Below are 23,090 nucleotides of genomic sequence, written 5' to 3'. Positions count from 1 at the left end.
TCGGGTACGGCTTGCCATGGGGCGCATCTTTAGCGCAGCTTCAGGGGGGAAACGCGCGCCATTATAGAGAATCCCGGCGGCGGACGAAACCGTTTGCGCGGTTATTGTTGCGATTCTTCTTGTTAAAACGTCCCCGCGGCGGGAATGCAATAAATTTGCACCTTGGCGTTTTGTTAAGCAAAATGCTCCGACCCCAGGGAAAAAAAGATAATAACACCGCGATCACAGACCGCGATAAAATCGCCCCGGCGAGAGATAACTATTTGAAGCGTTTTAAATTAAATTATGTCGTGACCGGCGTTATCGCCGTCATGCTGACCTGGGCGTTGTGGTTAAACGTCCCCTGGCACAGCATGCAGGACGATAAACTCAGCCAGATAAAAGCCAGGGGAACGCTGCGCGTCAGCACCATCGACGCTCCGCTGAGCTTTTATACCGCCAACAACCAGCAAACCGGTTTCGATTACGAACTGGCGAAGCGTTTCGCCGATTATCTGGGGGTCAGGCTGGTCATCCGCCAGCGCCATACCCTCAATGAACTGTTCGACGATCTGGACAACGACGATGCCGATCTGCTCGCCGCCGGATTGCTCTACAATAACGACCGTCTGCAGCGTTTTACCACCGGCCCCGCCTATTATTACGTTTCCCAGCAACTGGTGTACCGCCTGGGCCAGCCGCGGCCGAAAAACCTCGGCGCCCTGCAGGGCCGGCTGGCCGTCTCCTCCGGGTCGGCGCATATCTCGCTGCTGCGCGGCCTGAAGGAAACAAAATATCCGCAATTGCAATGGGAGGTATCCTCCGATCTCAGCAGCAAGGCGCTGCTGGAGCAGGTGGCCGAAGGCAAGCTCGACTATACGCTGGTGGATTCGGCGACCGTCGGCCTGCTGCAACGGGTGCATCCGCAGCTGGCCGTGGCCTTCGACGTCAGCGACGAGGAGCCGGTCACCTGGTATCTGCCGCGGCGCAATAGCGACAACCTTTCCGCCGCCCTGCTGGATTTTTTCAGCGGCCAGGAAGCGGACGGCACCATGGCGCGGCTGGAGGAAAAATATCTCGGCCACGTGGGCAGTTTTGATTACGTGGACACCAAGACCTTTTTGACCTCCATCGACGCCACGCTGCCGACGCTGCAAGGGCTGTTCCAGCAATATGCCAAGGAAATCGACTGGAAACTGCTGGCGGCCATCTCCTATCAGGAATCCCATTGGAATCCCCAGGCCGTCTCCCCCACCGGCGTGCGCGGCCTGATGATGTTGACCCGCGCCACCGCCGATAGCCTGGGCATTACCGATCGGCTGGACATTGAACAAAGCATCCGGGGCGGGGCGCTGTATCTGGAACGCATGATGCAAAAAGTGCCCGATACCATTCCCGAGGATGAAAAAATCTGGTTTGCGCTGACCGCCTATAATATGGGTTATGCGCATATGCTGGACGCGCGCGCCCTGACGGCAAAGCAGCAGGGCAATCCCGACAGCTGGGTGGACGTCAAGCTGCGCCTGCCGATGCTCAGCCAGCCGCGCTACTATCAGCAAACCACTTACGGCTATGCGCGCGGCCAGCAAGCCTACAATTACGTGGAAAATATCCGGCGCTACGAAATGAGCCTGAACGGCTACCTGGAAGAGAAAGAGAAAAAGGCGGCGCAGCTGGCGGCGACCGAGGCTGAACCGCTGGCCCCGTCCCCGGCCGCGACGCCCGGCCCGGCGCCGGCGAAAATCCCGCCGCAGATCACCGGACTGTTCCCGCCCAATGCGACCGGCGCCGTGGCCGCGCCGCCCTGGATCCGGCCCGGCGGCGTTATTCCGTAATCGTCGGGTCCTGGGACTTCAGCGCCAGGCGGCGCGCTTTATGCGCCTCGCGGCGGGCACGGAAAAACGCGCTCAGCTGGGCGGAGCACGCCCCGGCCAGTACGCCCTCGGTAATAGCCACGCAATGATTAATGCCCGGCTGGCGCAGCACATCGCACAACGAACCCGCCGCGCCGGTTTTCTCATCCCTGGCGCCGAAGACCAGCCGGCCGACGCGCGCATGGATAATCGCGCCGGCGCACATTACGCAGGGTTCAAGCGTGACGTATAGCGTGGTATTCACCAACCGGTAGTTGCCAAGCACCGCCCCGCCCTGGCGCAGCGCCATGATTTCCGCATGGGCGGTGGGATCGTGACGCCCGATGGAACGATTCCAGCCTTCGCCGATGACCCGGCCGTCCAGCACCAGCACCGCGCCCACCGGCACCTCGCCCTCGCCTTCGGCCCGGCCGGCCAGGGAGAGGGCATGGCGCATCCAGCTTTCGTCGCCCTGTTCGCCGTGCATATCTGTTCTCCCGGATGATTCGCAGCCGGTGATTATACAGGGATAAAGGGATTTTTTAATCCAGTTGTTTTAACTCGCCCTCGCGGGTGACGCGCCAGCGATGTTCGCAAAAATAGAGCAGCGGGCTGTCGTGCTGGCTATCGCTATAGCCGCTGAACAGCTTAAGCGGCGTGCCCAGTTCGCGCTCGAGCTGGGCCACTTTTTCATGCCCCAGGCAGCGCAGGGTCAATACCCAGCCGCCGTGCCGGCGGGTCATCCTGCTGCCGATAAGCTTAACCCGCGGCAAAAACAGCGCGTCGGCGTACACTCCTTGCACCAAGGGTTCCGGCGAGCCGGTGATCAGCCACACCTGCGCATCCTGGCTGGCCAAATAGTCGTTCAGGCGCTGCAGCACGATGGGAAAGCCGGTGACCCGCTGGCGGAACCAGACGACAAAACGTTGCTGCAACTTGATAAGCCGGGCTTCGCTGTGGCCGAAGGTAATTGCCCATAACAACAGGCTCATCGGCCAACGCGCCGAGCGCCCCTTCACCAATAGCCCGATGCCGACGACCGGCAATACCGGCAGGACCAGGATGGCGTTCAGCGGCAGGTGGCGCAGCAGATAACGCAGAAAACAACCGAACATATCCTGTTGATGCAGCGTGCCGTCCAAATCGAAAAAAACTATGCGCGAGGCTGCTGTGCGACTCAAAACAACTCCTCCGGTTAAAATATCTTATGATCCCGGGCGTCCGTCCCCGTCGCCAGGGTAACGATCATGCCGGCCCACGGAAAACATGTCCGGCGCCGGAAGGGGAAAAATACGCGCATGCGCATACGGTTGTTATCAGTGTAGACAGTACTGGTGGATGTAGCCTATTTACCGCGCCCTGAAAACGGTGTTTTATTTCCCGGCATCAAGGGCATGGCGCAAATAGCCCCGGTGCTCCGACAGCAGGCGCGCCGCCTCGTCGGCGTCAGCGCCGGTGAGGATCATCAAAATCGCCGGTTTCACCGCATAGCCGGTCAACGCGAGGATTTCACCGGCCCGCGCCGTATCGCAGCCGGTCGCCTCGGCCACAATACGGCAGGCGCGATCCGCCAGTTTAATGTTGGTGGCCTTCACATCCACCATCAGATTTTGATAGACCTTACCGAGTTTCACCATGGCGCCGGTGGAAATCATATTCAGCACCAGCTTTTGCGCGGTGCCGGACTTCATCCGGGTGGAGCCGGTCAGCACCTCGGGGCCCACCACGGGCGAAATGGCGATACGCGCCTCACGGGCCAGCGGCGAACCGGGATTGCAGGAAATGGCCGCCGTGGGACACCCCAGCCCCGCAGCATAGCGCAAACCGCCGATCGCGTACGGGGTACGGCCCGATGCCGCCAGCCCGACCACCATATCCACGGCGCGCAGTCCGATGGCCTGCAAATCATCCCGGGCCAGGGTCAGGCTATCCTCGGCCCCCTCCACCGCTTTCAGCAAGGCGCCCGGCCCGCCGGCGATCAGCCCCACCACCATGCCTTCGGGCACGCCGAAGGTGGGCGGACATTCAGCCGCGTCCAGCACGCCCAGCCGGCCGCTGGTGCCGGCGCCCAGATAGATCAGGCGACCGCCGGCGGCAAGCGCCGCCGCCGCCAGATCCACCGCCCCGGCGATGGCGGGTAATTCGCGGCCGATGGCCTCCGGCACCAGGCGATCCTGTTGATTAAACAACGTCACCATCTGCAGGGTGGAGAGCATATCCAGGTTCATCGAGGCCGGATTACGGGTCTCCGATACCAACGCGCCCAGGGTTGCCACATCATTGTTCATCTCGTCACCATTGAATTTTTTATTCATTTAATTGAATCTATTATTGAATATTAAATTCCGGCAGGCGAGAAAATTCTGTACTCTGTCGTCTCCGGAGCGGAATGGCCATGGCAGGGTTCGACATGCATATTCACCCTGGGCGCTTTATTTATAATCCCTTGTTAATGGGCCGTTGTTTTATGAGTTTTTCGTTATGAGTCTTTTGTTATGAGCAGTGTGCTTCGTATTCGTCAGCTATATCGCTCGCTATCGCTCAACGACCGCAAGCTGGCCGATTATCTTTTAACGCAAACCGACCAGGCAAGGCATCTCAGCTCGCAAAAAGTCGCCGAACAGGCAGGCGTCAGCCAGTCAAGCGTGGTGAAGTTCGCGCAAAAGCTGGGTTACAAAGGCTTTACGGCGTTAAAACTGGCGCTCAGCGAAACCTTGGCCGGCGCCTATGAGCTGCCGTCCATCAGGGTGCATAACCATATCTTAAGCGACGATCCGCTGAAAGCGGTGGGCGAAAAGCTGCTGACGGAAAAAGTGGCCGCGCTGCGGGCGACGCTTGATATCAATAGCGAGGAAAAACTCCGCCAGGCGGCGGCCATGTTGCAGGAGGCCCGCCGGGTGATTATCGTCGGCATCGGCGCATCCGGCCTGGTGGCCAAGGATTTCTCCTATAAGCTGATGAAAATCGGCATGTCGGCGGTGGCGGAAACCGACATGCACGTACTGTTGGCCACCATCCAGGCGGTCAGCCCCCATGACCTGCTGCTGGCCATCTCCTTTAGCGGCGCGCGCCGCGAGATTAACCTGGCGGCGCAGGAGGCGCACCGGGTAGGGGCGCGGGTGATGGCAATCACTCACTTCTCGCCTAATGCGCTGCAACAGCACGCCGATATCGCCCTCTACACGGTGGCGGAAGAACAGGCGCAGCGCAGCGGCGCCATTTCCTCCACCATCGCTCAGCAATCGCTGACCGATCTGCTGTTTATGGCGCTGGTGCAGCGCGACCTGGAAAATGCGCCGCAGCGCATCCGCCATAGCGAAGAACTGCTCAAAAAATTAGTCTAATCCCCATCCTGACGAGAGATGCGCCGGCGCGGCCCCGGCCGCATCCCCAGCCGGTTTCAGCATTCAATGCGCCCGTGCCAAAGGCGTAGCCCCGTCGCGGTCAGCGCGGGTTCGGCTTGCCGTCAGGGGACGCCGGCAGGCGGGTTTTCTGATTAAAGATAAAAAACCGGGCGGTGGAATAGTTAAATACCATCCCGGTCAGGCTACCCGCCGCCACCCCCAAAATCGGGTACTGCTGTACCAAGGCATAACAGGACACCAGAAACCAATAGGTCAGGTAATTGACCGCCCCGCCGCTAAGCATACATATACCGTACCTGATGGCCTCGGACAGGGCCGAGCGACCACTGCGGCTTTGGCGAAAGGTAATCATTTTATTCAGGATCCACGTGGTCAGCACCGCGCAGACAAAAGACACCCCGCGTCCGGCATACAGGCCTAACGCATCCTTTAATAGATACAGCACTCCCGAGTCGACGATAAAACCGACACCACCAATCATACCGAAGAAGAACAGTTCTTTAATTTTTTGCATATTTTCCACTCAACGTGTGCTGCTGCCCATAAGGCATCAGGGCCGGCCATGTTGATTTTTTGTCTGGGCGCCGCGAAGCGCAGGAGCATTGCCGATACTGTATCTCAAATTCACGCCAGCGGCCTCCTTTCCTGAGCGTAAAACCGTTTTGCCAAAAGCCGCGTCAATAAATGATAACCACGTTTGGCCCGTGAGATAAAGCACCGCCGGAAGTGTGCAACCCCCGGGCGCCGCCGCCAGGCGGATAATGCTGATGTAAACGTCAAGCGCACCGCCAGAGGTCATAATAAGAAAGGGAGTTAATGCAAGGGGACATTGATAAAAATCGTCGCAATATTGATTATAAAAACGTCACTTTATCCTGATAAGCGTTATAGGACATTCATTTCACATCATTATTTTACTTATAAAATTTCATATGCATTTAAATTTCACTCACTTTTCATCCCCTCTTTATTGAATATCACTGGGCTCACATGCAAACTGACGCCGTTATATTTTTTAACAGAAAAGCATCAAAGTTTAAAAAATAAAATAACCATTTTGCGACCAGGAACCCTTTCCAGGGTTTCGGGTAGAACAAACATACCCAGGAATAAATAACAATGAATAAATCTATTTTTTTAATACCCTTGTCTTTTTTAATCCTTATGTCTTCAGGATGCAGCTATTTAAGCGGGACGCCGGGAGAACAGCCTTCCAACGTTTCACCAAAAATCGTCACGGCCGCCGGTCAAAAACAATTTTGGAACGATCCGGGATTATTCGGAGCCGTACCAAAGAACCAGCAGCAGGAAGGTGATAACGCCTGTGCCCGCGATGGCAACGGTAAAGCCATCGGCTACCACCCGCATCCGAAGAAATACGATGGCACCTATTTCCCAGGCGGCGGCTATTTATGCCGGATGATATAAAAAAGGCCGCCTGTGCGTGAAAACGGCAGGTATGCTATTAAAAATCTATTGTAGCGTTAAGCAAAGTACCTTGAAGCCATGGCCGGATAATGAGATACGGGGGGGTGCTCTTTTCGTCCTTGGGCCACAGGTACTTATTCAGCGCGGGGGCAAAAATGATTTTTAGCCGCCGCAACACCGGCTTCACCGCGCGCCTGCGTCAGGCGGTTTACCGCCGTGCCTGAACGCGGTTGCGGCTAAAAATCCCGTATTATTGGCCTTTAACGTACTTTGTGGTACTGTGCCCGTCATTAAAAATCCTTTGCTGCTTTGGTTTTTAATGTGATTTGAACTGTATTAATACACATGCTTTTCACAATGGCGTGCTGATAAGCAACCCGTCCTCTTGATGATTTATAATAAGATATTACCTAAGTTATTGATATGGCTTTATTCATTACCAAGAAGTGCATTAATTGCGATATGTGCGAGCCGGAATGCCCGAACCAGGCCATTACCATGGGCGCGCAGATATACGAGATCGACCCCAACCGCTGCACCGAGTGCGTCGGCCATTACGACACGCCCACCTGTCAGAAAGTGTGCCCGATCGATAATACCATCCTGCCGGATCCCGCGCGTAGCGAGAGCAGCGAACAGCTATGGGAAAAATTTGTCGTCATGTACCACGGCGATCGACTCTGACGGCCACGCGCCAGACGTTCTCTGCCAGACAGCTAAAGCGCCATCCCCTGCAACCCGTCATTGCCGCCCGCGCGTCGATAATCGCCCTGATGCCGGCCTGGGTTATCCCCTGCCGTGCCGGTTCCCTATCGCCCTGATTTCAGCCCTGGCCCTCGATAATCACCGTCGCGCAGGCGTAGCGCCGTTCGTCGGCAAGCGTAACGTGGACGCTGGTGACCCCGAGACTAATCGCCAGCGCGGCGGCCTGTAAATAGAGTTTCAGGCCGGGTTTACCCAGTACATCATTGACCACCTCAAATTGCGCAAACGCCAGCCCGTTGCGGATGCCGGTGCCGAAAGCCTTGGCCGCCGCCTCTTTTACCGCAAAACGTTTCGCCAGGAAGCGTATCGGCTGCCGATGGGCCTGGTACTGCGCCCACTCCGCGTCGCTGAGAATGCGGCGCGCGAAGCGGTCGCCGCTGCGCTCCACCACGGCTTCGATCCGCTCAATCTCAACGATATCGGTGCCGATGCCGAGGATAGCCATCAGGCGCGCGCCGCGAGCATCAGCCGTTTCATTTCCGCCACCGCGCCGGCCAGGCCGCTCATGACCGCGCGGCCGATAATGGCATGGCCGATATTAAGCTCATGCATCTGCGGCAGCGCCGCGATCGGCTGGACATTATGATAGGTCAGGCCATGGCCGGCATTGACTTTTAAGCCCAGGCCGGCGGCATAGACCGCGGCCTGCCGGATACGTTCGTATTCAACCTGGCGCGCGTGGTCATTCGCGGCGTCGGCATAGGCGCCGGTATGGATTTCAATATACGGAGCGCCAACGGCGGCGGCGGCGGCGATTTGTCCCTCGTCGGCGTCGATAAATAATGAAACCTGGATGCCGGCCGCCGCAAGGCGCGCCACGGCATCGGCCATTTTCGCCCGCTGTCCGGCCACGTCCAGCCCGCCTTCGGTGGTGACTTCCTGGCGTTTTTCCGGCACCAGGCAGCAGAAGTCGGGACGCGTGGCGCAGGCGATGGCGACCATCTCGTCCGTTACCGCCATTTCCAGGTTCATGCGGGTATGCAGCGTTTCACGCAACAGGCGCACGTCACGATCGGTGATATGGCGGCGATCTTCGCGCAAATGCACGGTGATGCCGTCGGCCCCGGCCTGCTCGGCGATAAACGCCGCCTGCACCGGATCGGGATAAGCCGTGCCGCGCGCGTTGCGCAGGGTGGCGATATGATCGATATTGACGCCTAACAACAGTGCTGACATACCATCCTCGGTTACTGTGACGCGTGGATCCAAAGATCTCAGTTTAACTGGAGGGGCCGCCGTTGGGCAACGTTTTCAGCGGGGGTTTCCGGGCCATGAACTGACGAAACAGCTCGGCGCTTTTCAGCGGCTTGCCGCCCAGGTAGGGTTTGAGGGCCATGCGGGTAAAGCGTTTGGCGGCGCGCAGGGTGGCGATATCGGCGAATTCACGCGCGGCCAGCGAGCGCAGCTCGCGGCCGGTAAAGCTGTAATGATCGATGATAACGCTGGCGATAAACCCTTTTTCCTCGCGGTAGCGATAGGTCATCTCATCGCTGACCGGTTCGCCGCTGCCGGCGCAGTGCAGGAAATCCACGCCGTAGCCGAGGTGCCCGAGCAGGGCCAGCTCAAAGCGCCGGAGCGCGGGTTCAGGCGAGCCGCTGGCGCCGGCCAGGGTTTGCAGGCAGTGCAGGTAATCAAAAAACAGCGAGGAATAATCGGTTTCGTGCGCCAGCACGCGGGAAAGCAGTTCGTTGGTGTAAAGGCCGCTGTAGAGCATCAGACCGGTAAGAGGCAGTCCCATGGAGACCGGTTCGGCGCTGCGCAGGGTTTTCACCTCGCCGCGTCCGCTCCAGCGGATCAGCAACGGCGTAAACGGCTGCAGCACGCCTTTAAGGGCGGAACGCCGGGAGCGCGCCCCTTTGGCCAGGATACGCACCCGTCCGTCGTTTTCGGTAAAAAAATCCAACAGCAGGCTGGTTTCGCTATAGTGGCGTCCATGCAGGACGAATGCGCGCTGCCAGCCTTCCATCGGCGGGTTCCTCAGACGTCGTCGCCGTAACCCAGGCTTTTCAAGGCGCGTTCATCATCGGCCCAGCCGGATTTAACCTTGACCCACAGTTCAAGATGCACCTTGTTCTCGAACATGGTTTCCATATCCTGACGGGCTTCGATACCGATGGTCTTGATCTTGGCGCCGCCGTTGCCGATAACCATTTTCTTCTGGCCTTCGCGCTCCACCAGAATCAGGCCGTGGATATCATAACCGCCGCGCTCGTTGGTGATAAAACGCTCAATCTCGACCGTCACCGAATACGGCAGCTCTTCGCCCAGGAAACGCATCAGCTTTTCGCGAATGATTTCCGAGGCCATAAACCGCTGCGAGCGGTCGGTGACATATTCTTCCGGGAACTGATGTTCGCCCTCGGGCATATGCTTACGCACTATGCCCGCGAGAGTATCGACATTCATCCCGGTTTCGGCGCAAATAGGCACCACATCAAGAAAATCCATCTGCTGGCTGAGGAACGTGATATGCGGCAGCAGCTTGCTTTTGTCGGTGACGTTGTCCACTTTATTGATGGCCAGCACCACCGGGCAGTTTACGCCGCGCAGCTTGTTGACCACCATTTCATCGTCCGGCGTCCAATGGGTGCCTTCCACGACAAAAATCACCAGTTCCACGTCGCCCATGGAGCTGCTGGCGGCGCGGTTCATTAACCGGTTAATGGCGCGTTTTTCTTCAATATGCAGCCCGGGGGTGTCGACGTAGACGGCCTGGTAAGGCCCCTCGGTATGAATGCCCATAATGCGGTGGCGCGTGGTTTGCGGCTTGCGCGAGGTAATGGAGATCTTCTGCCCCAGGAACTGGTTCAGCAGGGTGGACTTGCCCACGTTAGGCCGTCCGACAATCGCCACGAATCCACAATAGGTTTTATCTTCGTTCATTCAAGCTCCAGCTCTTTCAGCGCCTGCTCGGCGGCTGACTGTTCGGCTTTACGGCGGCTTGAGCCATTGCCCACGACGGGTTCCGGCAAGCCACTGACATGGCAGTGAATAGTAAATTCCTGGTCATGCGCCTCGCCACGCACCTGAACCACCAGATAAGTCGGTAACGGCAAATGGCGCCCCTGCAAATATTCCTGCAGCCGGGTCTTCGGATCCTTTTGTTTGTCGCCGGGGCTGATTTCGTCCAGGCGGCTTTGATACCAATTGAGGATCAGGCGTTCGATATTTTCAATATCGCTATCAAGAAAAATACCGCCAATAAGCGCTTCCACCGTATCGGCTAGAATGGATTCGCGGCGAAATCCGCCGCTTTTCAATTCGCCCGGCCCCAGGCGCAGGCACTCGCCGAGTTCAAACTCGCGCGCCATCTCGGCCAGGGTATTGCCACGCACCAGCGTAGCGCGCATCCGGCTCATATCGCCTTCGTCCACCCGCGGAAAACGCAGGTACAGCGCATTGGCGATAACAAAACTCAATATGGAATCCCCCAGGAATTCCAGCCGTTCGTTATGTTTGCTGCTGGCGCTTCGGTGTGTCAGGGCCTGTAACAAAAGCTCATGCTGTTGAAAAGTGTAGCCCAGTTTTTTCTGGAGCCTGTTTATTAAGATGGGATTCATGCGTTACCAATAACTCAACCATGCGTCAAATAACTACAGCAGACGGAACAGGCCTGTCGGGACAATACCGGATCAAAGCTGTTTCGTGTGCAGTGGCCCCCGAATCGGGGGCCAGTCTTTATTGCCAGAAGGGGGTATTCTACAACGGGAAGCATAATAATGCTTCGCTTAAAAAACGTATTTGATTAATGTATTGCACCAATCCGCCGTAAACGCACGCCGGTGGGCCATTGACCTTCTTGTTTTTCAAAACTCATCCAAATCGCGGTCGCTTTGCCAACCAGGTTTTTTTCCGGAACAAATCCCCAGAAACGGCTGTCGGCGCTGTCGTCGCGATTATCGCCCATCATAAAATACTGCCCGTCCGGTACCGACCATTCCGCCAGTTGCTGATTGCGCTGGTGGTAATACATTCCCACCTGATCCTGCTGGCCCGGCACCGTCAGGATATGGTGCGTCACGTTGCCCAGGGTCTCGGTGCGCTCCGCCAGGCGGATGCCGCCGTCCACCTGCTGATCGGGCGGGACCTGCAGGAAGCCGGTGGCGGACTCGCCGCTGCCGGTGGAATCAAAGGTCTGGACAAAATCGCTCGGCGCCATGTCGCTATAAGTCACCGCTAATGCGCTGGAACAGGACGAATTATTGGCGCAGCCCGGCTGTACCGTCACGCTTTTGTTCAGGGGATCGTAAATAATCCGATCGCCCGGTAAACCAATCACCCGTTTAATATAATCCAGCTTGGGATCGGGCGGATATTTAAATACCACGATGTCCCCGCGCTGCGGATGACCGGTCGGTATCAGCGTCGTCTGGGTAATGGGATTCTTGATGCCATAGGCAAATTTTTCCACCAGGATAAAATCCCCCACCAGCAGCGTCGGCATCATGGAACCGGAAGGAATTTGAAACGGCTCGTAAATAAATGATCGTACAATAAATACCACCAATAATACCGGGAATATGGAACCGCAGGTTTCAACCCAGCCCGGCTGTTTGGCCTTTTTCAGCAAGGCCTTGTTCTGCGCCGCGTCACCTTCCGCGGCCGTGCTTAACTGCGCCTGCCTGATGCGGCGCGCCGGTGCCAGTTTAAATCGATCCACGCACCAGATAATGCCGGTTATCAAGGTGGCTATTGCCAGGATCAGGGCAAACATATTTGCCATGCCAACTCCTTTGGGTTATTTACTGTCTTTGCCAACATGCAGGATCGCCAGGAACGCTTCCTGCGGGAGCTCGACGTTCCCCACCTGCTTCATGCGCTTCTTGCCTTCTTTCTGTTTTTGCAGCAATTTCTTTTTACGGCTGACATCGCCGCCGTAACATTTCGCCAGGACATTCTTACGTAATTGCTTAATGGTGGAACGGGCAATAATGTGATTGCCGATGGCGGCCTGAATGGCGATATCGAACTGTTGGCGCGGGATCAGCTCCTGCATCTTTTCCACGATATCGCGGCCGCGGCGCTGGGAATTGTCGCGGTGGGTGATCAGGGCCAGGGCATCCACCCGTTCGCCGTTGATCAGAATATCCACCCGCACCATGTCCGAGGTCTGGAACCGCTTAAAACCGTAGTCCAGCGAGGCGTAGCCGCGCGAAGTGGATTTCAGCCGGTCGAAGAAGTCCAGCACCACCTCCGACATGGGAATGTCATAGGTCAACGCCACCTGGTTGCCGTGATAGACCATATTGGTCTGCATACCGCGTTTCTCGATGCACAAGGTGATCACATTGCCCAGGAACTCCTGCGGCAACAGCATGTGGCATTCGGCGATAGGCTCGCGCAGCTCGAGGATATTATTCAGCGGCGGCAGCTTGGACGGGCTGTCGACGTAAATGGTCTGGTTATCGGTGGTCACGACTTCGTAGATTACCGTGGGCGCGGTGGTGATAAGCTCCAGGTCGTATTCGCGTTCCAGCCGTTCCTGGATGATCTCCATATGCAGCAAGCCGAGGAAGCCGCAGCGAAAACCAAAACCCAGGGCGGTGGAGCTTTCCGGCTCGTAGAATAACGAGGCATCGTTGAGGCTGAGTTTGCCCAGCGCGTCGCGGAACGCCTCATAGTCGTCGGAGCTGATGGTGAACATGCCCGCATACACCTGCGGTTTGACCTTTTTAAAGCCCGGCAGCGCCTTATCGGCGGGCTGGCGGGCCAGGGTCAGGGTATCGCCCACCGGCGCGCCCAGGATATCCTTGATGGCGCACACCAGCCAGCCCACCTCGCCGCACCTGAGAATATCGCGATCGATGCGTTTGGGGGTGAATATGCCCACCCGGTCGGCGTTATAAGTCAGGCCGGTGCTCATCACCTTGATTTTGTCGCCCTTGCGCAGGGTGCCGTTTTTCACCCGCACCAGCGACACCACGCCCAGATAGTTATCAAACCAGGAATCGATAATCAGCGCCTGCAGGGGCGCTTCCGCGTCGCCCTGCGGAGGCGGGATATCGCGCACCAGCCGCTCCAGCAGTTCGGGGATGCCCACGCCGGTCTTGGCCGAACAGCGCACCGCGTCGGTGGCGTCGATGCCGACGATATCCTCGATTTCCTGCGCCACCCGGTCGGGATCGGCGGCGGGTAAATCGATTTTGTTCAGAACCGGCACCACTTCCAGATTCATTTCCATGGCGGTATAGCAGTTGGCCAGGGTCTGCGCTTCCACGCCCTGCCCCGCGTCCACCACCAGCAGCGCGCCTTCGCAGGCGGCCAGGGAACGGGAAACCTCATAGGAAAAATCCACATGGCCCGGCGTGTCGATAAAATTAAGATGATAAATCTGGCCGTCGTTGGCTTTGTAGTCGAGCGTTACGCTCTGGGCCTTGATGGTAATGCCGCGTTCACGCTCCAGGTCCATGGAATCCAGGACCTGGGCTTCCATTTCACGTTCCGCCAGGCCGCCGCAGGTCTGGATCAGCCGGTCGGATAGGGTCGACTTACCATGGTCGATATGGGCAATAATGGAGAAATTACGAATGTTCTTCATTTATAAGGAATTTTCTCGGGTATTTTTGATAAAAAATAGGACAATGGGCACGGACGTGGGCACAAGTACAAACCACCCGTGAAAATATGGAGGCATCTTACACTGAAAGGACAAATCATTAAAGGTGGGCGCTGTTAGCATCGATGACAGCCCCCTTTCCGCATCGCCGAGCCATGCCCGCGATCCCTAGCGCTACTCAAGATTGCCATCGGCGAAGATCATCAGGCGCAATGACGTCGGCTTTAATCATGGTATGGAGTGGCATAAGTAGTAATGGGGGCCGCAAGGCCAGACGGCCTTAGTCCCTGGATGGGGTGTCACGGCGGAGATAAAACGAGGACGGCGGCAGCGCGACTTGCAAAATCACCGGCTGGTATTCGCGGTCGTTGCCGATGCGCCGGGCAAAAAACCGCGCCAGCATAAACCCGCCGACACCGCCCATAAGCCCGCCGCAGGCCGCGGCGAGGTCGGTATTAAACCAGCCTTGCATAATGGCCGCGCAGCCGATCAGGCCCACCAGCGGCAGCATATAGACCAGCAGCGCCGAACGGATCAGGCTGGCCTCGGTGATGCCGACTTCCACCCGCTGCCCCGGCACCAGCGGATGCTTGCTTTCCACCTTTAGCTGATGCGCTGAGTCAGCCCCCATTTTATTGAGGATGCTGGTGCCGCAACTGCTGCTGGCGTGGCAGCTGCCGCAGCCGGAACGCTGTTCGCAGCGCAGTTGCGCCACACCCTGCTGCCAGGAGATAACCGTCGCCCATTCTTTGATCATGGTTGCGCCTTAAATAAAACGCCGTCGGCAATGCGTTTGGCGGTAGCCGGAGGCAATTCGCCGACAACGGTAATGTCTTTATTGTCGCGGACCTCGGTGTGTATGGTGCGCCGGCCGGTGCGGATAAACCGCTCCGCGTCGCCCTGCTGCGCCTGCGAGACATTTACCGAGAAACTGAACAATCCGTCGGTAAACAGCCTGGTCTCGATAGGCACGTTAATGCCGGGCAATGTACGGCGGCTGCGCGAGACTTCACTCACGCCCGCCGGCAGCCAGTTGGTCGTCCAGTCAAACTCCGCTTTCTCCGAGGCGGGCATAGCCAGCAGCGGCGGCAGGTTGACCGTTTCCAGACCCTGCATCAGGGACTGCACCTGCGGATCCACGATAAACGAGATCACGCGAAACTGTTCAAGCGCCTCGCCGTCGCGATCGAGCAGATCGGCGCGCAGCGGCAATTTGGTGGCGGCGTCAATCCACAGCACATAACCAAATCGCGTGCCGTCCCGCGCCACAACCCGTACCACGTCGCACAGACGATCGGTAACCCGGGTGCGGCCGACAGGAATAAAATCGTAGAATTGGGCCAGGCGTTCAAAATCAGCGTAAACGATAGAAGGGAGAGAATCAACGATATGATCGCCGGCCAGCGTAAAAGGCTCCAGACCAGGCTCGAAAAAGCTGATCTCGTTATCACGCTGTAAGATTTCGCGGCGGGGACCGTCCATTTGCAGCAGCTGGGCCAGGCGATGTTTTTGATACACCGCGTGACGAAAGCGTAAGGAGTCGACACCCTGCTTGCTGACGCTGACAAAAGCAAACTCATAATTCAATGACTGGCTGGCCTGGCTCATCTGCTGCAACAACGCCCCGGGCGCCATGGCCGGCGTATCGGCGGCGGTCGCGCTGGAGGAAAAGAGCAGGCTGCCTGTCATTAAACACACAGCACACCAAAATGGCTTCATTACTGCGGTTGCATTCCTAAAGACTGGGTACCAGGCACCTGTACCGCGGCCTGCTGGGTTTCATGCTGGTCGAATTGCAGCTGCGTGGAGTGAACCCGACGCTGCAGTTCATAATCCTGCAATATGGCGTTGATACGCTTGCGCTGTTCCTGCACCTGCTGCTGGGAACCGTTATCAGCGGTGTTGGTCGCCGAAGGCACGCCCAGGCTGACCGGAGACGCCTGGCCCATCATCGGCAGCGTATTGAACACCGGCGCTTCCGGCTGGGTATCGTTGTTGACCGGCTGGTTATAGTGTTGCACGCCCACAATCACCGCCAGCGACACGCACGCGGCCAGGCCGATTTGCGTAATCTGCGCGGCCCAGGGACGGGCTTTATGCCAGAACGGCAGCTTGTGCCAGGTCTCGGGCTGCGGCTGCGATTCCTTGACCGCATCGGGCACCAGGCGGACCGGCTCACGGGCGATAGCCTGAGCGACGCGGTCGGCGATATCGAGATGTAGCGTCGCGCCGATGTCCCCGCGCAGGGTATCGCGAATCAGATGATACCGTTGCCAGCTTTGTTGTAACTTATCATCCCTGGATAATTCGTTGAGCAGTTCGTTATCGAACGACTCCCCATCCATAAGAGCGGAAAGCTTTTCGTTATGCATGCGTGGGTACCTTCTCCTGCCGCCATCGTTATCGCTGAATCAGCGGTTGAATTTTGTTGTCAATAGCTTCGCGCGCACGGAAGATTCGCGATCTTACCGTTCCCACCGGGCAATCCATGATGGACGCTATCTCTTCATAGCTCAGGCCATCCAGTTCCCGAAGCGTGATTGCCATACGCAAATCTTCGGGAAGCCCTTCGATAGTGCGAAACACTATCTGTCGCAACTCTTCAGACAACATTAAATTCTCAGGGTTCGATATTTCTTTCAACGCGCCGGCACTTTCATAATTTTCGGCGTCGTTGGCGTCCACATCGCTTGACGGTGGGCGCCGGCCCTGAGCAACCAGATAATTTTTAGCCGTGTTAACAGCGATACGATACAACCATGTATAAAAAGCGCTATCCCCCCGAAATGACTCGAGGGCGCGATAAGCTTTGATAAACGATTCCTGGGCCACATCCGGCACATCCCCCTGGGGAACATATCGGGATACCAGGCTCGCCACTTTGTGCTGGTAACGAACGACCAGTAAATTGAACGCTTTTTGGTCGCCTTTTTGTACCCGTTCAACCAGCACCTGATCCGTTAACTGCTCGCTCATCCGAGGTAAATTCTCCTCAAATTTATCTCCACGCGAAAAATAGTACCGCCAGCCTCTAAACCCATAACACGAGCAAGCTCCCGTTTGGAGTTTACGCTATACATAAAGTTCCGTCCCGCCTGTCTTTTTTGTTAAATGTAATCGGGGACGGATCTCGGCGCGCCAGCACGTTGGCCGGGAAGCAGTCAGACTATCATGAAATAAAGTTTTATAGTGTCAGAATCCTGAAATCACTCTGCCGAAGCGGCACGTTTACGCCCGGCACCCTATTGAAAGCGCAGGGTACCGTGAAATCCTCCGGATGTCAGTAAACATGCGTAAATACCCCCACGGGTAAAATATCAGCAATTAGCGGTTCAGCCCTAAATCATACAGTGCTAACATCGGAAAACTATTATTTCTGGCAGGGTAACCACCCCATTATGCAACCTTTAACTGAACATGTAACCGACGTGCTGGTCATTGGCAGCGGCGCCGCCGGTCTTTCACTGGCGCTGCGTCTCGCGGGACATTGTAAGGTCATGGTTTTAAGCAAGGGTCCGCTTAACGAAGGATCAACCTATTATGCCCAGGGCGGGATCGCGGCGGTGTTCGATGAAACCGATACTATCGCCTCCCACGTCGAGGATACGCTGATCGCCGGCGCCGGCCTGTGCGATCGCGAGGCGGTGGAATTCATCGCCGGCAACGCCCGTCATTGCGTACAGTGGCTGATAGACCAGGGCGTGTTGTTCGATACGGAATCCGGCACTGGCACCGGCGGCGTGGAAACGGAACACCATGCCGGCACGTCTCCCGATGAGCGCTATCACCTGACCCGCGAGGGCGGCCATAGCCACCGGCGCATCCTGCACGCCGCGGACGCCACCGGCAAAGAGGTGGAAACCACCCTGGTTTCCCAGGCGGCCAATCATCCCAATATCCATATTATGGAACGCTGCAACGCGGTGGATGTGATCAGTTCCAATAAAATCGGCCTGCCCGGCACCCGGCGCGTGGTCGGCGCCTATATCTGGAACCGCGAAAAGGAACGCGTGGAAACCTGCCGGGCCAAAGCCGTGGTGCTGGCTACCGGCGGCACCTCGAAGGTTTATCAGTACACCACCAATCCCGATATTTCGTCTGGCGACGGCATCGCCATGGCCTGGCGCGCCGGTTGCCGGGTGGCCAATCTGGAATTCAACCAATTCCACCCCACCTGCCTGTTCCATCCCCAGGCGCGTAATTTCCTGCTTACCGAGGCGCTGCGCGGCGAGGGCGCCTACCTGAAACGTCCGGACGGCTCGCGCTTTATGCCCGATTTCGACGAGCGCGCCGAGCTGGCGCCGCGCGATATCGTGGCCCGCGCCATCGACCATGAAATGAAGCGCCTGGGCGCCGACTGCATGTACCTGGATATCAGCCATAAGCCCGCGGACTTTATCCGCCAGCATTTCCCGATGATTTACCAAAAATTGCTGACGCTGGATATCGATCTGACCAAAGAGCCGATTCCCATCGTGCCGGCGGCACACTATACCTGCGGCGGCGTAATGGTGGATCAGCACGGGCGCACCGATCTCGACGGGCTCTACGCCATCGGCGAAGTGAGTTATACCGGCCTGCACGGCGCCAATCGCCTGGCGTCCAATTCCTTGCTGGAATGCCTGGTCTACGGCTGGTCGGCCTCGGAGGATATCCGCACGCGCCTGCCGGCCATCAAGCTGGCCAAACAGCTGCCGGCCTGGGATGAGAGCCGGGTGGACAACTCCGACGAGGAGGTGGTGCTACAGCATAACTGGCACGAGCTGCGGCTGTTTATGTGGGATTACGTGGGCATCGTGCGCACCACCAAACGCCTGGAGCGCGCCCTGCATCGCATTAACCTGCTGCAGCGGGAAATCGACGAGTACTATTCCAACTTTCGTATCTCGAATAACCTGCTGGAAGTGCGCAACCTGACCCAGGTGGCCGAGCTTATCGTCAAGAGCGCCATGCTGCGTAAAGAAAGCCGGGGCCTGCATTACACCCTGGATTATCCGGAAATGGCCGCCAACCCGCAGCCGACCATCCTGCATCCCTGATCCATGGCAAACCGGCGGCCCGGCCGCCGGTCCTACCCTGCCGGCCGGGATAAATAAAACCCGTCGGTCAGTGCGCGATAGGCGGCGGAATAAGCGCCGTCGCCAGCGCGCAGCGCCAATGTCGTATACGTCAGTTCTCCCGCCTGCGGCGAAAAGCCCAGCAGCACCCGATGACAGGGTTTTCCCGTGCGATCGGCCACGTCGGTGCGATAACGCAAATGCCAGCCCCCGCGCTGCGCCATGGCGATGACCTCTTCGCCGGTAGCGGTCGGCAATACCAGCGTCAACAGGCCGTCGCGGGCCACCAGCCGCCGCGCGGCATCCAGCAGGCGCCGGTGGGTCAGGGTCGCCGTGTAACGCGCCTTATCGCGCTCAGCGCTTCTGGTGGCCAAACCGACCGGGAAATAAGGCGGATTGCTGACGATCAGCCCATATTCCGCCCCGGGATCCTCTTTCCCGCCGCGTTGCGCGGCCCCCCCCGGCGTCGCCTGCGGCGCATAGTCCAGTATATCGCCGTTAAAAATGCGCAAGCGGGACGACCACGGGCTGGCGGCGAAATTTTCCCCCGCCTGTCCGGCGGCGGCGGGGTCCAGCTCGACGGCGTCAATGCGCACGTCAGGGGCCGCGCGCTGCGCCACCATCAGAGCGATCAGGCCGCAGCCGGCGCCGATATCCAGCACCCGCCGCGCCGTGCCCAGGGGCGTCCAGGCCCCCAGCAGCACGCCGTCGGTCCCCACTTTCATTGCGCAACGGTCGTGGGCGACAAAAAATTGCCTGAAGGTAAAACCGTCCCGGCGCAGCGGCATAGTCTGTTTTAACGATTCGATCATTATTAGGCTCTTTGGGACATATCGGGGTACTTTATGGCAAACCGGCCGCGGATGAAATCATCCGTTTGCGCGGAAACAGATGAAGATTATCCGCGATCCGTCTATAATCTGCGCCCCAACCAGAGGTAGACCATGACTGTAACCCAATTTTCCGAACTCGACCTGCATGAAAGCCTGATCGCCGCACTGCGCGATAAAGGTTACGAGCGCCCCACCGCCATTCAGTCCGAAGCGATCCCGCCGGCGATGGACGGGCGCGACGTATTGGGTTCGGCGCCTACCGGTACCGGCAAGACCGCCGCCTATCTGTTACCGGTATTGCAGCACCTGCTTGATTTCCCCCGCCGGAAATCCGGCCCGCCGCGGGTACTGATTATCACCCCTACCCGCGAGCTGGCCATGCAGGTGGCGGAACAGGCCAAGGAACTCGCCGCGCATACGCACCTGGACATCGCCACCATCACCGGCGGCGTGGCGTTTATGAATCATGCCATCGTGTTCAGCGACAACCAGGATATCGTGGTGGCCACCACCGGCCGGCTGCTGCAATATATCAAGGAAGAAAATTTTGACTGCCGCGCGGTGGAAACGCTGATCCTGGATGAAGCGGATCGCATGCTGGAAATGGGTTTTGCACAGGATGTGGAGCTGATCGCCGCCGAAACCCGCTGGCGCAAGCAGACCCTGTTGTTTTCCGCCACCCTGGAGGGCAACGCGGTCAAGGATTTCGCCGAGCGGCTGCTAAACGATCCGGTGGAAATCGACGCATCGCCCTCACGGCGCGAGCGTAAAAAGATCACCCAATGGTATTATCGCGCCGACGATATCAAACATAAAACCGCCCTGCTGGCCCATCTGCTCAAACTGCCGGACGTGACCAAGGCTATCGTTTTCGTACGCAAACGCGAGCGGGTGCATGAACTGGTCGGCTGGCTGCACGCGGCCGGCATCGCCACATGCTATCTGGAAGGCGAAATGGTGCAGGCCAAACGCAATGAAGCCATCAACCGCATGACCGACGGGCGGATGAACGTGCTGGTGGCGACGGACGTGGCGGCGCGCGGCCTGGATATCGACGATATCAGCCATGTCATCAACTTCGATTTGCCGACCACCGCCGACGTCTACCTGCACCGTATCGGCCGTACCGCCCGCGCCGGACGCAAAGGCTCGGCCATTTCTCTGGTGGAGGCGCACGATCATCTGCTGTTGGGTAAAATCAGCCGCTACCTGAACGAGCCGCTGAAAGCGCGGGTGGTGGATGAACTGCGTCCCGTCACCCGTGCGCCGACCGAAAAAACCACCGGTAAACCTTCGAAAAAAGTGCTGGCCAAACGCAAAGAGAAAAAAGAGCTGAGCCAGATGAAGGACAAGGTTAAGGTCAAGGTGCGTTTACGCGATAAGCGCAATATCGGCAAACGCCGGGCGCCAAAATCGGCCGCGGAGGATGCGGCGGCGGCCGTTACGCCAAAACCGCATGATGAATAAACCATCACGCGCCCTGAAAAGCCGCCCGCACGGGCGGCTTTTTTGTCGCCTTAGGGGTAAGTTTCAACGCCTTAAGCCATTTTTCGCCTAAATCAGCTAATTTCCGGCTGAAAGCTGCGCGCGCCACAAACAAGCGCGGCGTAAATGAATGAAAAAAACAATTTATTTCATTAGGTTAAAGATAGTTTTGCCATAAAATGGCATTGGTCAAAATAGGCGCAGGGGGTGAATATTCATATTTTGATCCAGACGGGAATTCAGCATTTCTAAACGCAACATATTGATTTTAATACAGGGTTTTTGCCGTGCGGAAATAGCGGAAATCAAAAAGGGAGCCTAGGCTCCCTTTTATACACCGCGACGCCGTTAAAGGGCGGCGGTAAAGGTACGGGTAATGACATCGCGCTGCTGTTCAGGCGTCAGCGAGTTAAAACGCACGGCATAGCCCGAGACACGGATGGTCAGCTGCGGATATTTGTCCGGGTTGGCTACGGCGTCTTCCAGGGTTTCACGGGTTAGCACGTTGACATTCAGATGCTGGCCGCCTTCCACGCGTACGGTTTCCTTGGCTTCTAGCGGAATTTGACGGTATTCGATATTGCCCAGTTCGCTTAAGGCAACGACCTGATCGTCGGCGTAGCCGGCAACGGCACACAGGCAACGGGCCTGTTCAATGCTGTTATCCAGCAGCCAGAAAGAGTTAACCAATGCTTTGTTGTCGGCCTTGGTGATTTGAGTTCCGATAATCATAGAATGTCTCCATGGTGTGGCTACAAAATCTGCCCGTCGTCGTCCGGTAGGCTACCGGCTGCTTGGGTATTTGGTAAAACCAATTTGTCTAACTGACTGTATACCAGCCAATCGGCATCGTTTCCTTGATTTAAATCAATTTATCCGTAGTAAAGAAACGCATCAAAAAGTCATGTTTTTGTTTTATATCAATTTTTGAGTTATTTATCACTTTCATTAATTTAACTTTTTTTTAAGCTTTATTTATTTTGTTGGCGTGCCTCTGGCGGCGGAAAAGATTCCGCCTGCGGACATAAGCCGGTAAGCTAACGCCAGTCGCCAATCCACATGGAGCGTACCATGACACAAAGTCCAACCTGGCGGGATGCGCTCGCCGAAGAGAAGACCAAGCCCTATTTCCAGCAAACGCTGAACTTCGTCGCCAGCGAGCGGGCGGCGGGCAAGATTATCTATCCCCCGCAAAAAGACGTATTCAACGCGTTCCGCTTCACCGAACTTGCCGCGGTAAAGGTGGTGATACTGGGGCAAGATCCCTACCACGGCCCCAACCAGGCGCACGGCCTGTCCTTTTCCGTCCGGCCGGGCGTGCCCGCCCCGCCCTCGCTGGTCAATATCTACAAAGAGCTGGCCAATGATATTCCGGGTTTTACCAAACCGGAGCACGGCTGCCTGCAAAGCTGGGCCGGGCAAGGCGTGATGCTGCTCAATACCGTGCTTACCGTCGAGGCGGGCAAGGCCCATTCCCACGCCAGCCTGGGCTGGGAAACCTTTACCGATAAAGTGATTGCCGTGCTGAACGAGCAGCGCGAGGGGATCGTCTTTATGCTGTGGGGATCGCACGCGCAAAAAAAAGGCACGATTATCGACCCGCAACGCCATCATATTCTGAAAGCGCCGCATCCGTCGCCGCTGTCGGCGCACCGGGGTTTCTTAGGCTGCGGGCATTTCTCCAGGGCCAACGCCCTGTTGGCACAGCAGGGAAAACCGGAGATTGACTGGCAACCGCGGTTGCCGTCGGAATAACTGGGGGAACAGGG

General features: G+C 57.5%; 24 protein-coding genes. 7 read left to right on the top strand and 17 right to left on the bottom strand.

The window, feature by feature from the left end:
- Positions 1–182: 182 nt before the first annotated feature.
- Positions 183–1,814 (top strand): membrane-bound lytic murein transglycosylase MltF, encoded by a 1,632-nt coding sequence (mltF, locus tag ABUK12_RS22965; protein WP_410013989.1) that lies wholly within the window; start codon positions 183–185, stop codon positions 1,812–1,814.
- Here mltF and tadA read toward each other — a convergent pair.
- From tadA to murQ, 3 genes are all read right to left on the bottom strand, one after another.
- A complete protein-coding gene (tadA, locus tag ABUK12_RS22960) occupies positions 1,804–2,319 on the bottom strand; it encodes a tRNA adenosine(34) deaminase TadA (RefSeq protein WP_410013988.1) in 516 nt (171 codons plus the stop codon). The genes mltF and tadA overlap by 11 nt on opposite strands.
- 55 nt (positions 2,320–2,374) lie before the next feature.
- Positions 2,375–3,013 carry a phosphatidylglycerophosphatase C gene (yfhb, locus tag ABUK12_RS22955; RefSeq protein WP_410013987.1) on the bottom strand — a complete coding sequence of 213 codons (639 nt, stop codon included), beginning with the start codon at positions 3,011–3,013 and terminating at the stop codon, positions 2,375–2,377.
- Positions 3,014–3,205: 192 nt separating this feature from the next.
- The gene (gene murQ, locus ABUK12_RS22950) at positions 3,206–4,147 is read right to left on the bottom strand and encodes an N-acetylmuramic acid 6-phosphate etherase (RefSeq protein WP_410013986.1); all 942 of its coding nucleotides are present in this window, start codon (positions 4,145–4,147) and stop codon (positions 3,206–3,208) included.
- 180 nt (positions 4,148–4,327) lie between these two features.
- Between murQ and ABUK12_RS22945 the strand changes: the two genes are divergently transcribed.
- On the top strand, positions 4,328–5,176 hold the full coding sequence (locus tag ABUK12_RS22945) for a MurR/RpiR family transcriptional regulator (RefSeq protein ID WP_410013985.1): 849 nt from the start codon (positions 4,328–4,330) through the stop codon (positions 5,174–5,176).
- Between the two features lie 100 nt (positions 5,177–5,276).
- On the opposite strand, the gene ABUK12_RS22940 is transcribed toward ABUK12_RS22945, so the two are convergent.
- A complete protein-coding gene (locus ABUK12_RS22940) occupies positions 5,277–5,711 on the bottom strand; it encodes a GtrA family protein (RefSeq protein ID WP_410013984.1) in 435 nt (144 codons plus the stop codon).
- Between the two features lie 605 nt (positions 5,712–6,316).
- Between ABUK12_RS22940 and ABUK12_RS22935 the strand changes: the two genes are divergently transcribed.
- Together ABUK12_RS22935 and ABUK12_RS22930 are read left to right on the top strand one after the other, a co-directional pair.
- Entirely contained in the window at positions 6,317–6,625 is a 309-nt protein-coding gene (locus tag ABUK12_RS22935; protein ID WP_410013983.1) for a hypothetical protein, read from the top strand.
- Positions 6,626–7,048: 423 nt separating this feature from the next.
- Positions 7,049–7,309 carry a YfhL family 4Fe-4S dicluster ferredoxin gene (locus ABUK12_RS22930; protein ID WP_410013982.1) on the top strand — a complete coding sequence of 87 codons (261 nt, stop codon included), beginning with the start codon at positions 7,049–7,051 and terminating at the stop codon, positions 7,307–7,309.
- 139 nt (positions 7,310–7,448) lie between these two features.
- Here ABUK12_RS22930 and acpS read toward each other — a convergent pair whose 3' ends face one another.
- The 11 genes from acpS to rpoE all read right to left on the bottom strand — a co-directional run bounded on the left by acpS (position 7,449) and on the right by rpoE (position 16,922).
- Positions 7,449–7,835 (bottom strand): holo-ACP synthase, encoded by a 387-nt coding sequence (gene acpS / locus ABUK12_RS22925; RefSeq protein WP_410013981.1) that lies wholly within the window; start codon positions 7,833–7,835, stop codon positions 7,449–7,451.
- Positions 7,835–8,566, bottom strand: coding sequence for a pyridoxine 5'-phosphate synthase (gene pdxJ / locus ABUK12_RS22920; protein WP_410013980.1), 732 nt, complete (start codon positions 8,564–8,566; stop codon positions 7,835–7,837). Before pdxJ ends, acpS begins: the two co-directional genes overlap by 1 nt.
- A gap of 43 nt (positions 8,567–8,609) precedes the next feature.
- Positions 8,610–9,356 carry a DNA repair protein RecO gene (recO, locus tag ABUK12_RS22915; RefSeq protein WP_410013979.1) on the bottom strand — a complete coding sequence of 249 codons (747 nt, stop codon included), beginning with the start codon at positions 9,354–9,356 and terminating at the stop codon, positions 8,610–8,612.
- An 11-nt stretch (positions 9,357–9,367) separates the two neighbouring features.
- On the bottom strand, positions 9,368–10,273 hold the full coding sequence (gene era / locus ABUK12_RS22910) for a GTPase Era (protein ID WP_410013978.1): 906 nt from the start codon (positions 10,271–10,273) through the stop codon (positions 9,368–9,370).
- Complete coding sequence (rnc, locus tag ABUK12_RS22905) at positions 10,270–10,950, bottom strand: ribonuclease III (protein WP_162368421.1); 681 nt, start codon at positions 10,948–10,950, stop codon at positions 10,270–10,272. Before rnc ends, era begins: the two co-directional genes overlap by 4 nt.
- A gap of 185 nt (positions 10,951–11,135) precedes the next feature.
- Entirely contained in the window at positions 11,136–12,113 is a 978-nt protein-coding gene (gene lepB, locus ABUK12_RS22900) for a signal peptidase I (RefSeq protein ID WP_410013977.1), read from the bottom strand.
- A 15-nt stretch (positions 12,114–12,128) separates the two neighbouring features.
- The gene (lepA, locus tag ABUK12_RS22895; RefSeq protein ID WP_410013976.1) at positions 12,129–13,928 is read right to left on the bottom strand and encodes a translation elongation factor 4; all 1,800 of its coding nucleotides are present in this window, start codon (positions 13,926–13,928) and stop codon (positions 12,129–12,131) included.
- Between the two features lie 298 nt (positions 13,929–14,226).
- Positions 14,227–14,703, bottom strand: coding sequence for a SoxR-reducing system protein RseC (gene rseC / locus ABUK12_RS22890; RefSeq protein ID WP_410013975.1), 477 nt, complete (start codon positions 14,701–14,703; stop codon positions 14,227–14,229).
- Entirely contained in the window at positions 14,700–15,665 is a 966-nt protein-coding gene (gene rseB / locus ABUK12_RS22885; RefSeq protein WP_410013974.1) for a sigma-E factor regulatory protein RseB, read from the bottom strand. Before rseB ends, rseC begins: the two co-directional genes overlap by 4 nt.
- Positions 15,665–16,318: an anti-sigma-E factor RseA gene (gene rseA / locus ABUK12_RS22880; RefSeq protein WP_410013973.1), complete on the bottom strand. Its 654-nt coding sequence runs from the start codon at positions 16,316–16,318 to the stop codon at positions 15,665–15,667. Before rseA ends, rseB begins: the two co-directional genes overlap by 1 nt.
- Positions 16,319–16,346: 28 nt before the next feature.
- The gene (gene rpoE / locus ABUK12_RS22875; RefSeq protein ID WP_162368415.1) at positions 16,347–16,922 is read right to left on the bottom strand and encodes an RNA polymerase sigma factor RpoE; all 576 of its coding nucleotides are present in this window, start codon (positions 16,920–16,922) and stop codon (positions 16,347–16,349) included.
- 422 nt (positions 16,923–17,344) lie between these two features.
- On the opposite strand from rpoE, the gene nadB reads away from it, so the two are divergent.
- Complete coding sequence (gene nadB / locus ABUK12_RS22870) at positions 17,345–18,985, top strand: L-aspartate oxidase (RefSeq protein WP_410013972.1); 1,641 nt, start codon at positions 17,345–17,347, stop codon at positions 18,983–18,985.
- Between the two features lie 32 nt (positions 18,986–19,017).
- Here nadB and ABUK12_RS22865 read toward each other — a convergent pair whose 3' ends face one another.
- The gene (locus ABUK12_RS22865) at positions 19,018–19,815 is read right to left on the bottom strand and encodes a tRNA1(Val) (adenine(37)-N6)-methyltransferase (protein ID WP_410013971.1); all 798 of its coding nucleotides are present in this window, start codon (positions 19,813–19,815) and stop codon (positions 19,018–19,020) included.
- Between the two features lie 132 nt (positions 19,816–19,947).
- Between ABUK12_RS22865 and srmB the strand changes: the two genes are divergently transcribed.
- Positions 19,948–21,303: an ATP-dependent RNA helicase SrmB gene (srmB, locus tag ABUK12_RS22860; RefSeq protein WP_410013970.1), complete on the top strand. Its 1,356-nt coding sequence runs from the start codon at positions 19,948–19,950 to the stop codon at positions 21,301–21,303.
- 366 nt (positions 21,304–21,669) lie between these two features.
- On the opposite strand, the gene grcA is transcribed toward srmB, so the two are convergent.
- A complete protein-coding gene (grcA, locus tag ABUK12_RS22855; RefSeq protein WP_410013969.1) occupies positions 21,670–22,053 on the bottom strand; it encodes an autonomous glycyl radical cofactor GrcA in 384 nt (127 codons plus the stop codon).
- A gap of 339 nt (positions 22,054–22,392) precedes the next feature.
- Here grcA and ung point away from each other — a divergent pair, with 339 nt between their 5' ends.
- Positions 22,393–23,076 (top strand): uracil-DNA glycosylase, encoded by a 684-nt coding sequence (gene ung / locus ABUK12_RS22850; RefSeq protein WP_410013968.1) that lies wholly within the window; start codon positions 22,393–22,395, stop codon positions 23,074–23,076.
- Positions 23,077–23,090: the final 14 nt, after the last annotated feature.

The sequence above is a fragment of the Sodalis sp. C49 genome (assembly GCF_046352915.1).
Classification (GTDB): Bacteria; Pseudomonadota; Gammaproteobacteria; order Enterobacterales; family Enterobacteriaceae; genus Acerihabitans.
The sequence above is the reverse complement of the archived record's forward strand: the minus strand, read 5'-3'. Positions and strand labels throughout refer to the sequence as shown.